Below are 13,118 nucleotides of genomic sequence, written 5' to 3' on the forward strand. Positions count from 1 at the left end.
GTATGCCCACTTTTACAGGCGAAGAAGCACAAGAGTATGATAACCGTATTACCCGTTTAGTCCCAGGTTACGAGCTATTACATCAACTAACCAACGCACAGCTAAGCGCTACGTTAACTGATAACGCCCATATTTTAGTGGTAGGCGCAGGCACAGGTAAAGAAATCGCAGCGCTGGCGAATATTAATTCTACATGGCAGTTTACCGCTCAAGATACCTCGGCCGACATGTTAGCCATTGCTAAGCAACGCTTTATAGAGCAAGGTATTGATGCACGTATCAGCATTGAGTGCCAACCAGTAGATAAATTAAAAGTTAAAGCCGACGCGGTATTATGTTTATTGGTGATGCATTTTGTTGAAGATAACGGCGATAAGAAGCAGTTATTAAAGGGGATTAAAAATAATCTTAAAAAATCTGCACCAGTATTTATTGCTGATTTAATGCGCCCAGAAACCACGTTTGAACGAGAGGCACAACTTAATACATGCAAAGAGCTTGGCCTTAGTGAAGCAGGAAAAACGCAAATGGCACATAACTTAGAGCGTGAGTTTTACCCGCTTGATCGGATGCGTTTTAGTGAGTTACTTAATGAATGTGGCTTTGGCATTCCAAAACTGTACTTTAAAGCACTTGGTTTTAGTGGGTACGTGGTATAAATTTTTTGCAAAAAAAAAGCTAATATCGTATTGATATTAGCTTTATCGCTTAACGTTAGTTTAGCGTGGTGAGTGCGCTATAAAGCCCACTCCCTTTAAATTAGATGCAAACGATGTTTTCAGCTTGCGGGCCTTTTTGACCTTGAGTTACGCTAAACTGTACTTTTTGGCCTTCAGCTAAAGTTTTGAAACCGTCGCCTGAAATTGCACTGAAATGTGCGAAAACGTCTGGGCCAGACTCTTGCTCAATAAAACCAAAACCTTTAGCTTCGTTGAAAAATTTTACAGTACCAGTAGTTGTATTAGACATAATAATATCCTAAAAAAATAAATAAAAAATTGCCTTAAAATAGGCGTTTAACAGGAAGAAAACAAACATTTAACTTGAGGATATCGCGAAGGATTATTACTAATAACAACGTGGTACTTACAAATAAACTGGGCTTTCTATCAACCCGATGGCAAGCAGAATAACAGCAATACAGTTTATAACAAGCTTTATTTATACTTTATTTTTATATACAACTGTAAAGCCTCTCATAATAGGCTTTACAGCGTCCTCGGCTTAACTTTTTAAACTTCGTGTTAAAACGTAACCTGTTAAAAGTGCAAATTACGCGCTCTTACAATATCTTTCATTACAATGGTTGAGGTTAAACGTTGTACACCTGGTAGGGCTGATAGCTTGTCATCGTAGAGTTGCTGAAACGCGGCTAAATCTTTAGTAACGACATGTAACAGGTAATCAGGTGTACCGAATAGCCGCTGAGCATTGGTGATCTGAGGAATAGCATCCACTGCTTGCTCTAATTTGCTTAACGACACTTTATCGCCCTCTTTAATAGTAATAAATACTAACGCAGAAAAGTTTAAACCCACTTTCTCAGGTGATATTTCGGTGCGGTAACCCACAATTGCTTTGCTTTTCTCAAGCTCTTTAACACGGCGGTGACAGGGCGACACGCTTAGCCCAACACGATCAGCCAATTCAGAGAGGGTAAGTCTGCCATCGACTTGTAATTCAGCAAGAATTTTCCTATCCATGGTATCCATAGTTAATTATTTCCTAAAATGAACGCTTATATTAGTAAAATACAGTAACTTTTACTCATCAGAAAGAAATAAAATAGTTACTCACTTATTTTAGGTTATAGCGCTATGGATATTAATATTATTTTTTCTTTTTGGCTGGTATCAATTTTGTTTGTTCTCACCCCTGGTGCAGATTGGGCTTATACAATTAGCGCAGGAATAGCAGGCGATAAAATTGTTCCTGCGGTGTCAGGGTTAATACTTGGGCATTTAATGGCCAGTTTAATTGTGGTGGTAGGGTTAGGTGCGCTATTAGCATCGCATGCTATTTTTATAAAGCTGTTAACCTTGTTCGGCGCTTTATACATAATTTGGATTGCCGTATCACTATACCGATTTCCTCCCATGCCTGCAGCCTATAACGATGGCCAACAACACACCTCAGACACGCCTATAAAGTGGATGAGAAAGGGCTTTATCATTAGTGGTTTAAACCCTAAAGTAATGCTGTTATTTTTAGCCTTGTTACCACAGTTTGTGTTGCCAACTTTATCGTTTTCTATCACTGAACAATTGCTGGTACTGAGTGTAATTCATTTAGTAGGCTGTGCGTTGGTGTATTGGTTAATAGGGATAAGTGCCAGAAAAATCCTTAGTAACAATCCCGCATTGTCGCTTAAGTTTGGGCGTGCATCGGCATGTGTACTGTTTATTTTGGGCTCACTAATGCTAGTTGATAGCGCACAAAAACTAACTCACGTCGTGTAACAGTAGCAAAAAAGAAAGTGGCTTATCTTAGCTGAGCCACTAATTCACTCAAACGGGCAATTTTAATATTACTCAGCTGCCTATAATCAAAATAGGGGCACACAATAATATTCTGGCTTTTATCTATAGCAAACTCATCATCAAGCCAATCAAATTGGGCGTTTAATTTACCTTGTTGTATTAAGTTTTTAGCGTGAGTTCGCCCAGCAATAATGTGCAACTGGTTTTTATGCTCAGTGAGCACAGGCGCACTAAAGAGTAATGCAGTCCCGCTATGCTGCTGTAACAACAGCTCATCTCGATATGCTTGCCAGCTCACTGCTTGTTTAGCAAATGAGTAATACTCGCTTGGCAGCGCAAATAACACTTTAGCGTACACATTAAAGACTTTTCGCCAGCCATTGCCACAGTGCTGATTTATACTGTTTATTTGCCCACTAACCACAGGCTCTAGCTGCTCTAGTGTTTCAAAGTAGGGCATAGGGGGCGCTTTTGCGACATACACAGCAACTCTAAATGAGTCATCACCTAACCCTATTAACTGGCTGCTCACCTTAACTACTCTTATTTTGCGCTAAAATACGGTCAAGGTTGTTAGCAAAGTTTTGTCTGTCACTTTGGCTTAACGGAGGCGGCCCACCACTCATTTCTACGCCGCTTGAGCGCATAGTATCCATAAAGTCGCGTACATTTAGTAAGGAGCGAATGTTTTCAGTGGTGTAAAGCTCACCGCGCGGATTAAGCGCTTGGCCGCCGTTATCAATCACTTCGCTAGCTAGCGGAATATCTCCAGTGATCACTAAATCACCCTTTTCAACTCGTTTAACTATTTCATCATCAGCCACATCAAAGCCTGATGACACTTGCAGTCGGCTAATAAATTTTGATGGTGGAATGCGCATGGCATGATTTGCAACCAGTATTGTTTCTGTATGCGTACGCTCTGCAGCTCTAAATAAAATTTCTTTTATTACCACCGGACAAGCGTCAGCATCAACCCAAATTTTCATGCTAAGTTCTTTAAATTGCTTTAGTATTAGAGCGATCCTATAGCAATTTCTAAAGAAAAGGAAACAACATGAAACTCGCTTTTAAAACCGCATTATTTATTACTGCTATGTTTTTACTCAGTGCCTGTACCAGCGCACCGGAAGGAATAACCCCTGTTAAAAACTTTGATTTAGAAAAGTACCAAGGCAAGTGGTATGAGATAGCACGATTAGACCACTCTTTTGAACAAGGGATGGAACAAGTAACAGCCACCTACTCAATTAACGATGATGGAACGGTAAAGGTATTAAACAAAGGATTTATTAGCAAAGATCAGCAGTGGGACGAAGCCGAAGGCTTAGCTAAATTTGTAGAAAACACCGATACAGGGCATTTTAAAGTGTCATTTTTTGGGCCGTTTTATGGTGCCTATATTATTTTTGAGCTCGACCAACCTGATTATCAATATGCCTTTATTACCAGTTATAGCAAAGATTACTTATGGTTTTTATCACGCACACCAACAGTAAGCAAAGAGCTTAAGCAGCACTTTTTAAGCCAAGTAAAGGCGCTTGGGTTTGCAACTGACGAAATTATTTGGGTAAATCAAAAACCGCTGTAAAGGGGGTTTACATGAGAGTATGACAAATAACCTTAGCTGTAATAAAACGATCACCTTACTGTAAGGTAAGTTAAATAAAGCAAGGCTATATTAGCCGCATCTGCAAATAGACAGGCAGGTGAAGACATAATGACAATCCCCCTTTTTTAATTGGCAAGCCTGATGGCTTGCCATTTTTTTCCGCAATTTAGCCTATTTTTTGGGATCAGGTTTTTACTAACTAAAGCCCATTTAAACCAAAAAATAACGTACTCATGGCCAATATTACTAATATGAGTAAGTTAAAAAGTTTAGTTAACCTCACCAAAAAGCTATAAAAAATCATTACAATTAAAGCACTTAACGTCATATAGCCACAAAATTGCAAACCACCATAACCTTTTAATTCGTTAACACATAACAGTAAACTTAGTAAAATACTGATCCAAGCAACACTCAATAAAACCAAACGCTGCTGTTGAGTAGGGCGCTTATTAAAAACATCCTTAAAATGATTAAACTTAGCCAGCGCAAAGCAGTTAAAAGCCAGCAAACATAAACTAAAAGGAAGCAAGGCAATCATACTTTTTGCTCCTGAGTATTTATTGGAGTTGGTTTTTTAGCTTGCAGAGCAGTACGTAATTTTTCGGTTTGTAACAAAAACAGCAAACCAATTGCTAGAAAAAGACTGTCAAACATAAATAATGCCCACTGCTCGTTACGCAAGTAACTGAATATATTACCCTCTGTTGTTATCGCATTAACAAGTGGCACACTAAAGCAAGCAATACTGTTTATGGCAGCCATCACACACCACTGCAACTTGTCACGCTTTACAAAGGCAATGATGAACACACATAGCCAAGTTAAAAAGAAAGCGAGTATTTCTTTATCCGAGCGCTCAGCAACCTGTTTACTGAGTAAACGATTAGCCAAAAAGAAAGCCGATGTAGCCAAGGGTAGTCCCATCAATGTTCCTAGATTTAACCCTTCAACGAGCTTTAGCCCCCAAGATGGCTGAGTATTTTTTTTCATTCTTTCGCGTAAGCGCTTAGCCCACATTATGCAGCCTGTCGCTATCATTATGCAGCCGGCAATGCCGCCTAAAAAATATAAAACACGTAATAATGGTTCTGCTAAACGCCCAGTATGCATTGAGTTTAATGATTCATATAGCGCCTTACTGCCAGTGAGTTCATCATCAGTTTGAGCAACAAGTTCACCACTCGCTCCGCTAAAAATTAAACGGGGTGATTGATCCCTTAATGTTTTACCAGGGCTCACCAAAACCATAATAGTTGCAGCGGCTTTATTCGGGTTATTAATAATTACCCGAGTTATATCAGCCTCTGGCCACTTAGTATAAACCTGATCTAAAACAGTATTGATAGGCACTAAAGGTGCAGTACCTTGCAATGATTCTGTTACAGGACTACTTGGCGAAACATCATTGAAAAAACCACGTATTCCATTTTCATAAACGGTTTGCGCGGGGTAGGGAAATATCATAAATATCAGAGTAATAATGCCGGTATAGGTAATCATTAAATGAAACGGTAAGGCAAATACAGAACTTAAATTATGTACATCTAACCAGCTACGACTGCCTTTATTAGCTCTAAAAACAAACATATCTTTAAAAATGCGTTTGTGAATTACTATCCCTGATATCAACGCAATAAGCATAAATAAACTAGCAAAACAGACAATCCAACGCGCTGTTTTTACATCAATATAATGTAAATCAAAATGCAGGCGATAAAAGAAATTTCCCCCTCGGGTATCTACAAAGGGTGCTAGAGGCTGCATGGTATTTGGATCTATACGGGTGTTTTCAAAAGAGGCTCTGCGCTGCCCTGGCTCTTTTGGCTTAGCATAACCATACGTTAAATAGGGTACACGCTCTTCTGGGAGTGTTATACGCCAATTAGGGGCATTAGGTGCTTGGGTATTTAAATAATCAACGCCGCTTATTATTTGTCGCTTTTGCGCGCCAATACGGTCTGTCTGCTGCTCAATATTATGAATACTTGGCTGATTCCATAAACTAACTTCATCTCTAAAAAAGCTGATGGTGCCTGCAAAAAATATTAAATACAGTAACCAACACACGAGTAAACCTACCCATGTATGTAACCAGGTCATTGAGCGAAAAAAACTCCCTTTCATAACCATCCCTTCATTAACGACAATATAAAAAATTGCACTGCAATACTTAGTAAAATACTGATCCAAACTGTTTTTAACGACTGAAGATAAAAACTATAAATAAACACCAGTGCATAAATTAAAATACTCGCAGACACACTTAAAAGAACCGCGTCAACTTTAGAGACCGGCACCATAACACTTAACAGCGACACACTGACGGCAGTAAAAAAATACCCGCCCACAATGGCGACAAAAAAACGCGATAAAACCGCTAATTCATAGTTAAAGCGCTGCATAAATTGCCATAACATAGAAAAAGCGGGTTTGGGAAAGTCTAAAAGACGGTTAGAGGCCTGCATATACTGCAAATTCCTTTTAAACATAGCTAAAAAAGATGGCGATATTATAACGCCAACAAACACAAAAGATAGTAATTCTTATTTGTATTTGAATGCAGTGATAAGCATTAAATTGAGTTAGTTAAATACTGATCTACATTAAGATTAACAACCAGTAATAAAACAACACGTATAAGGAAAGGCCTTCCTAGATGTGTTGTTGTTACCGACGAAATATATATAGCCGCAGTAAACATCCGTCAGTATATGAAATTAAAATTTAGCTAAAAGCACTTTTTTTAATGAGTTTTTACACAGCCCAAACAGAAGTTTTGATACAAGTAGTTAATAATCAAAGACCTTTTAAACATTAAGTATCCTTCAGATAATCTAGGATCAGTATTTTACTAACAAGGTATAAAATATCGCCTATATAAACCGATTTTTTACTAACTGATTAACTGAGAGAGCTAAAAATGAAGCAAAACGCTGAAAAAACGTGCGTAAAAAATTAAGTTTTATACTTTTAAAGCGGTAAGTTAGTAAAAATCTGATCTTAAATATATGAGTTTAAATTGTAATGACTTTAATCATGCATACGACGATGAAATACAATGAGTAATTTATGCTCAATTAATGAGCATTTCACATACTTCTTGCAGCAGATTTTTTACCGTTTAAGCATAGAGCTTAAGGCAAAAAGCGTTAGTACTGCCTTACATAATAGTTCTAGGAAAATAAATAATGATTGATAAACATCATTATAGGCTCAGCATCAGTTGAACCACTCTGGCCAAACCTAAAACTAAGTCCCACAAGCGTTAAAATAAAATTAGTATCGGTGTTATTTTTCTCGTTGCATTTTCCTGATTAAAATTAATGATTTTGTATCATAAACACCCTAAAAACAGCAACAGCGTTAACAAAAAATTCCTTTTTGATAACAACTGTGTTTAAATCCGAAACAATGGATTGGGGTTCTCCTCTAAACTAACTTGCATGGAAGTAAAAAAATAATAATTTTTAAAAATGGAAAAACTATGAATAAAAAAATCTTTGCAGCTTCCGCTTTACTAGCAATCTCATCAACTTCTTTACTTGCATCTAACCAAACATTTCAAGCAAGTGTAAATGGTTGGACTGAGCCTACTTTTGCAGAGGATAGCGCACTTCACTTTGGTAAAATTCGTTTATCTACAAGCTCAACCTGTACGATGAATAATGCAGGCGTTGTATCGGGTGACTGTGATGCGTCAGATGCAAACATTCAATTAGGTGGAATTACTGTATCTGGTTTAGCGCCAAATTCAGCAATGAATATTACTGTATCTGGAAGCACAGGCACTAACTTAACTTTTGCTCCAGTAACAACGGCTACAGATGGCACAACCAGTGTAACAACTGCTGACAATGTTGCGTCTGCTTTCACTACTGATGCAAGTGCAACAGATATTACTGTTAGTGTATATGGTGATATGACGGTTGATTCTACACTGACAGCGGGCGCTGCTTACACTGTAGATTATACTGTAGATGTGTCTTTCCAATAAGACTATGAAAGCTGAGGCTAACTTACTAAGTTAGCCTCAGTTTATTTTTTTTTGCGTAATTGCGCATTAAAAATAAAATGTGTGGAGCATCGCGCTCCACTTTTTATTATCATGTTGTTGAGTTGTCCCATGATTCTTAAACTTTTTTGTTGGGCTACCCTTTGCCTAACTCTTTTACTACCTGAAATTTGTAATGCCAACCTTGCGTTGTCTGAATACCGTTTATACTTTGATGGGCGTACTAAAAATAATTCACTACTTATCCGCAATACCTCTAATAAAAATCTCGATTTTAAACTTGTTGTTACCCATAAAGATATGACCGAAGAAGGAGCGCTTATAGATGTTACCCCACAACAAGTTGAAGGGCGCTCTGCCAAAAACATGCTAAGGTTTTCACCACGTCGCGGTACTATTGCACCCAAAGGGATGCAAGCTATCAGAATGACCGTTCGCAAAAAAGCCGAGCTTGCTGTTGGCGAATACAGAGCGGTGCTTAAAATCATAGCCTCTGAATCACAAAACCTTGACGCTGATGGAATAAGTATTAGGCCTAAAGTTGCTTACAGCGTGCCTGTTATTGTTCGTCATGGCCAATTAGAGGCTGACTCAGAATTAATAAACCCGCAATTAATTACTCAAAATGGGCGCCCGACTCTAACATTTTGGCAAACACTCACAGGGAATCGCTCTGTGTATGGAAACTTTGAATTAGTTGATGAGAATAATGTAATGGTTGGTGAAATAGCCAATGTGGCCGTTTATACCCCTCTATCTCGTCGCAAGGTATACATCACTTTACAAGCCCCAGTAACTGGGCCTTTGACACTCAACTACAAAGAAAACGAACTTTATGGCGGTAAAATAGAGTTAGCGATTCCCATTAATATCAAATAAAAATGCTACACATTAATGCCTTATACTACGGTATAACGGCTCGCTTGTTACTTTGTACATTACTGTTAATTGCACCCAAAGCAATCATCGCAAAGCAGTTACCGACTCTTTATCAATGGCCTATTGATGAGGAGTCTTTTGTGATTATAAATGTCAGGGTAAATGGGCGCTCAGTTGTCTCTGATTTAGAAGCTTACTATTCAAAATCAAATAAATTGCTATTGCCCATAAGCGCCCTGAAATCGACTATGGGAATTAGCTTAAATGTGTCACAAAATACACTGGCTGCTAAAGTTGACGCAAGTGAGCTGGTTCTCAATGCTGAGCTTTCCTCAACTTTAGCCCCCTCAGAAAATGTTTCATTGTGGGCTGTCGATGACTACGACCACTATGTTGATTTATCCGTCATAAATACACTTTTAAATACCGACTCGCGCTTTGATTACTCACTGATGCAGGTTTCATTTTCTAGTAGCTTGCTTACTTATAATAACAACCAAGTAACGAGTGGTATTACAAAACAAATTAAGTCCAAAGCACTGCAATACGACCACTTTATAGACGACCAATACCAAACGCTGACCTATCCGGTATCTGAATATTCATTATCAGCAAGCTATAAATCGTCTAATAATCGTTATAAGGGGCTGCTCAGGCTTAATAGCTACTTTGACTTATTTCATCATCGAGCTGAACTACGATTCAACAAAAACGAAAACACCGCTAATACCTTTTTAAAAGTAACTAAAGACTTTAATTTAAGTGAACAAGATCACTCACTGGCACGCATTCACTACCAATTGGGAGATATTCAATCTCAATCAGATCAGCTTATTACTAGCTCAAATCAAGGTCGGGGATTTTATATTTCAAATGCTAACCCACATTCGGCACAAAACTTTTCAACCATTACCATTGAAGAACCCGCATTACCGGGCTGGCAAGCGGAGCTGTATCGAAATGGTCAATTTATTGCCACTACTCAAGCTAACGACGAAAATTTGGTTCGATTTACCGATGTTGAAACGTTTTACGGCAACAATATTTTTGAAATTAAACTTTTTGGCTCACAAGGCGAGCAAGTTACACGCACTCAAAAATATACAATAGGACAAGACGCTCTATCGCCCGGAAAAATAAGCTATCAAGTAGAGTTTTTAGAAGCAGATAAAAGCGTTTTTAATCAATCTAATAACGCTTCAACAGCGATGAGCAATTCCTTTAAAAGCAATCTATCATATGGCATTAGTGAATTTATCACTTATGACGCTCAAGTTACTCATTTGCAAACTGACCAAGATAACAGCAGCTACCTATCATCGGGGCTAAATACACTTACAGATCACGGCAGTTACCGTTTTCTAGCCACAAAACAACTCGATGCTGGCTATGCTTATTTTGCCGGCTTTAGAGGCCTACTTTCTGATACACTTTTTAACGACATCAGTGTTAATGTTGAATACAGTGCCCTTAATGACTTTTCTAGCGCTTTATTTGTAGCACAAGAGAACTCACTCAAAAATAGGCTGTTATTGAGCCTAAATGGTCGGACTGATTTCTTTAACTCCCTTAACTGGAATATGAGATGGAGCAATGAAGTACGTGAAAATACCAACACTAAAAACCGACTCTCATTAGGTATCAATAAAAGTTATATCGGAGGAACATGGTCAAGCCAACTATTTTATGATGACGATACGAATAACCTAATAAACCGGCTTTATTCTTCAATGGATATTGCCTCTTGGAAATGGACCAACACCTTAGATTGGCAGACTAATAATGGCGCAGAACTTACTCGTTTGAGAAGTAGTTTACGTTGGCCACAAACACAAAGCACCTTCAATCAAACACAGCTGACTTATCAGTCTAACTCTGCAGCAAATACGCTTTTAAGTCATCAGTATACATACCGCCATGAGATATTTAATATACAAGTATCAGGGCAAGTTGATAATCAAGGAGATTGGCGCTTATCTTTAGGTTTAAATGGCACATTTAGTTTTGATCATTTAGAAGCAGACTTTAACTTTGACACTCCTCGCTCATTAAATTCCGGGCAAATAGAAGTTAGTTCGTTCATAGACTGGAATGAAAATGAAATCTTTGACCAAGGCGATGAGCCAATTCAAGACGTTAATTTTACTGGCAACTATCTATGGCGAGATAAATACACCAATAATGACGGAAAGGTCTTGCTGCCAAGCAGTTACGGTGGCCAGGTTTTAGATGTTAATTTACGCTCGTTGTCTAATCCTTACTTGCAGCCCTCTTTAGGGAAAATTAAAACATTAGCTCATAGAGGCGGACAAACCAAAGTAAATATTCCTTTAGTGGTCTACAACGAGGTTGAGGGGACTATTTATCTATCGAGCAATGAAAAGAGTAAACCTATCGCAGGACTGACGGTTGTACTTAAAGAAAAGGGCGGCGAAAAACATTATTCAACGGTCACTGAATATGATGGTTATTATTATTTTTCTAATGTTTCTCAAGGAAGTTATATTCTTGAAATAGAAAAAAATGAGCAGCTATCAGAAAACATAACCATAAAAAACCTTCCCGAGCAGATCATCACTGAAAAAAGCGGCGATACCATAATACTGCAAGACATCATTGTATACACAAATAACGCTAATACCTTAAATAAGCAACCAACAACAGCAGCTAAAGCAAACCAAAACACGCCTTATTTTGTGCAATTAGGCGTATTCAAAAAGTTTCAATCGGCACTTATTGTGGCGAATAAAATTGATAAAGCAGCCTATGCTTTGCAGTTATATAAACATGAAAACCGTGATAGCTATTACCTCGTTGCAGGCCCATATAATAATGCAGCTAAAGCACAGCAAACCATTAATGATGTTTATTCAATACCGGCGCTTCATGGCAGCTTTATGGTTGATGTAAGGCGATATGCCTCACCACAGTGGCGAAAAATAGGGGAGTGGGGCGATATGCAAACCCAAAAAACTGAGACTTACTTTTGCCAGTATGGTGCATATACCTCTGAAAAATCAGTTAATAAAAAACTGCTAAGGGAAAATCCATCACTGTTCGTAGCAAAGCAAGCAATAAAAGGTGAAGCCCATTATTTGATGCTGTCAGGGCCGCATAATGCAAAGCAAACAGCGTGTGATAAGCAAGTGGTTAAACAAATAGAAGGGCTCACCACCGCGATAAAGAAACCTTGGCACAGCATTTTTGCTATAAATCAGTAGTAAAGTACTGCACCTGTGTTTTGCCATCACTGTTTAAATGCGACTCACATTTTATTTCACAACGCGCTCCCGCGGATTCGGCAACCCAAATCGATTGCGCGCTCTTTTTAATATAACACGCAGAATACAGCGCATCTTCTTTTTGCGCAGCAACAACAAAACAGCGTTGAAAATTACCCAAAGGTAACACTTTAATTGGATAAACTTGTTCTTGTGCAATTACACCAGCACTAAACGTTTGAGATGATTTGGCATAAACAGCATACGAAATAGCGAGCATACATACCAAAGACATTAAAATAGATATTTGTTTCATATAATTAAAGCGAATTAAAAAACAATATAGTAAGTGTAGAGTAAATTCTTTTTTATGTGTTTATTTAGCAATTATTAGATTGAAAATAGCAATGGCCGCCTATCTAATTAGTTGAATCACCACAAGTCAATGTACTGATGTTATAATACATTTTTTTGCAAAAAGAGCGGGGCACTATGTTAACTATTTCAAACAGCGTAACCATTGATGAATGGGAAGTAGAGCTAAGCGCTATTCGCTCGCAAGGCGCTGGCGGACAAAATGTTAATAAGGTAGCCAGTGCTATACACTTACGCTTTGATATAAACCGCTCTAAATTGCCCGAATTTTATAAAGAACGATTACTTGCTTTAAAAGATTCAAGGATCACCAAAGAAGGGGTATTGATAATTAAAGCCCAGAGCCACCGCACTCAAGAGCTCAACAGGGAAGATGCGCTTAAACGGCTAAAAGATCTAATTTTAAGCGCCACAAAGGTTAATAAGGCACGTCGTGCTACCAAACCTAGCCGTAACTCACAGCGTAAACGTATGGATAAAAAAACCAAACACGGCCAAACCAAAGCTCTCCGCGGTAATATTAAGCTGTAACTTAA

15 protein-coding genes are annotated in these 13,118 nt (G+C 38.3%); 7 read left to right on the forward strand and 8 right to left on the reverse strand.

Annotated features, from left to right (window positions below):
- The first annotated feature begins 2 nt into the window (after positions 1 to 2).
- A complete protein-coding gene (locus FHG08_RS15955; protein ID WP_178957037.1) occupies positions 3 to 659 on the forward strand; it encodes a class I SAM-dependent methyltransferase in 657 nt (218 codons plus the stop codon).
- 100 nt (positions 660 to 759) lie between these two features.
- Here FHG08_RS15955 and FHG08_RS15960 read toward each other — a convergent pair whose 3' ends face one another.
- Together FHG08_RS15960 and FHG08_RS15965 are read right to left on the reverse strand one after the other, a co-directional pair.
- Positions 760 to 969 carry a cold-shock protein gene (locus FHG08_RS15960; RefSeq protein WP_008110773.1) on the reverse strand — a complete coding sequence of 70 codons (210 nt, stop codon included), beginning with the start codon at positions 967 to 969 and terminating at the stop codon, positions 760 to 762.
- 290 nt (positions 970 to 1,259) lie between these two features.
- Positions 1,260 to 1,703, reverse strand: coding sequence for an Lrp/AsnC family transcriptional regulator (locus FHG08_RS15965; protein WP_226916194.1), 444 nt, complete (start codon positions 1,701 to 1,703; stop codon positions 1,260 to 1,262).
- Positions 1,704 to 1,817: 114 nt separating this feature from the next.
- On the opposite strand from FHG08_RS15965, the gene FHG08_RS15970 reads away from it, so the two are divergent.
- A complete protein-coding gene (locus FHG08_RS15970; protein WP_178957038.1) occupies positions 1,818 to 2,459 on the forward strand; it encodes a LysE family translocator in 642 nt (213 codons plus the stop codon).
- 22 nt (positions 2,460 to 2,481) lie between these two features.
- On the opposite strand, the gene FHG08_RS15975 is transcribed toward FHG08_RS15970, so the two are convergent.
- Positions 2,482 to 3,012, reverse strand: coding sequence for a hypothetical protein (locus FHG08_RS15975; RefSeq protein WP_178957039.1), 531 nt, complete (start codon positions 3,010 to 3,012; stop codon positions 2,482 to 2,484).
- 1 nt (position 3,013) lies between these two features.
- Positions 3,014 to 3,469: a YaiI/YqxD family protein gene (locus tag FHG08_RS15980; RefSeq protein ID WP_138606442.1), complete on the reverse strand. Its 456-nt coding sequence runs from the start codon at positions 3,467 to 3,469 to the stop codon at positions 3,014 to 3,016.
- 68 nt (positions 3,470 to 3,537) lie between these two features.
- Here FHG08_RS15980 and FHG08_RS15985 point away from each other — a divergent pair, with 68 nt between their 5' ends.
- On the forward strand, positions 3,538 to 4,071 hold the full coding sequence (locus FHG08_RS15985; protein ID WP_138606440.1) for a lipocalin family protein: 534 nt from the start codon (positions 3,538 to 3,540) through the stop codon (positions 4,069 to 4,071).
- A 220-nt stretch (positions 4,072 to 4,291) separates the two neighbouring features.
- Here FHG08_RS15985 and FHG08_RS15990 read toward each other — a convergent pair whose 3' ends face one another.
- The 3 genes from FHG08_RS15990 to FHG08_RS16000 are packed head-to-tail and all read right to left on the reverse strand — an operon-like array spanning position 4,292 to position 6,560.
- On the reverse strand, positions 4,292 to 4,633 hold the full coding sequence (locus FHG08_RS15990) for a DUF3325 domain-containing protein (protein ID WP_178957040.1): 342 nt from the start codon (positions 4,631 to 4,633) through the stop codon (positions 4,292 to 4,294).
- Complete coding sequence (locus FHG08_RS15995) at positions 4,630 to 6,219, reverse strand: PepSY domain-containing protein (protein WP_178957041.1); 1,590 nt, start codon at positions 6,217 to 6,219, stop codon at positions 4,630 to 4,632. The genes FHG08_RS15990 and FHG08_RS15995 overlap by 4 nt, the downstream gene beginning before the upstream one ends.
- Positions 6,216 to 6,560 (reverse strand): hypothetical protein, encoded by a 345-nt coding sequence (locus FHG08_RS16000; RefSeq protein WP_178957042.1) that lies wholly within the window; start codon positions 6,558 to 6,560, stop codon positions 6,216 to 6,218. Before FHG08_RS16000 ends, FHG08_RS15995 begins: the two co-directional genes overlap by 4 nt.
- A 1,019-nt stretch (positions 6,561 to 7,579) precedes the next feature.
- Here FHG08_RS16000 and FHG08_RS16005 point away from each other — a divergent pair.
- The 3 genes from FHG08_RS16005 (at position 7,580) to FHG08_RS16015 (ending at position 12,207) form a co-directional block, all read left to right on the forward strand.
- On the forward strand, positions 7,580 to 8,089 hold the full coding sequence (locus FHG08_RS16005; protein WP_178957043.1) for a hypothetical protein: 510 nt from the start codon (positions 7,580 to 7,582) through the stop codon (positions 8,087 to 8,089).
- Positions 8,090 to 8,218: 129 nt separating this feature from the next.
- On the forward strand, positions 8,219 to 8,986 hold the full coding sequence (locus tag FHG08_RS16010; protein ID WP_256729747.1) for a hypothetical protein: 768 nt from the start codon (positions 8,219 to 8,221) through the stop codon (positions 8,984 to 8,986).
- 2 nt (positions 8,987 to 8,988) lie between these two features.
- Entirely contained in the window at positions 8,989 to 12,207 is a 3,219-nt protein-coding gene (locus FHG08_RS16015; protein WP_178957045.1) for an SdrD B-like domain-containing protein, read from the forward strand.
- Here the strand turns inward: FHG08_RS16015 and FHG08_RS16020 are convergent.
- Positions 12,194 to 12,523 carry a hypothetical protein gene (locus FHG08_RS16020; protein WP_041709269.1) on the reverse strand — a complete coding sequence of 110 codons (330 nt, stop codon included), beginning with the start codon at positions 12,521 to 12,523 and terminating at the stop codon, positions 12,194 to 12,196. The genes FHG08_RS16015 and FHG08_RS16020 overlap by 14 nt on opposite strands.
- A 176-nt stretch (positions 12,524 to 12,699) precedes the next feature.
- On the opposite strand from FHG08_RS16020, the gene arfB reads away from it, so the two are divergent.
- The gene (gene arfB / locus FHG08_RS16025) at positions 12,700 to 13,113 is read left to right on the forward strand and encodes an alternative ribosome rescue aminoacyl-tRNA hydrolase ArfB (protein WP_010388730.1); all 414 of its coding nucleotides are present in this window, start codon (positions 12,700 to 12,702) and stop codon (positions 13,111 to 13,113) included.
- The last annotated feature ends 5 nt before the right edge of the window (positions 13,114 to 13,118 follow it).

This window comes from Pseudoalteromonas sp. Scap03 (assembly GCF_013393115.1).
Lineage (GTDB): Bacteria > Pseudomonadota > Gammaproteobacteria > Enterobacterales > Alteromonadaceae > Pseudoalteromonas.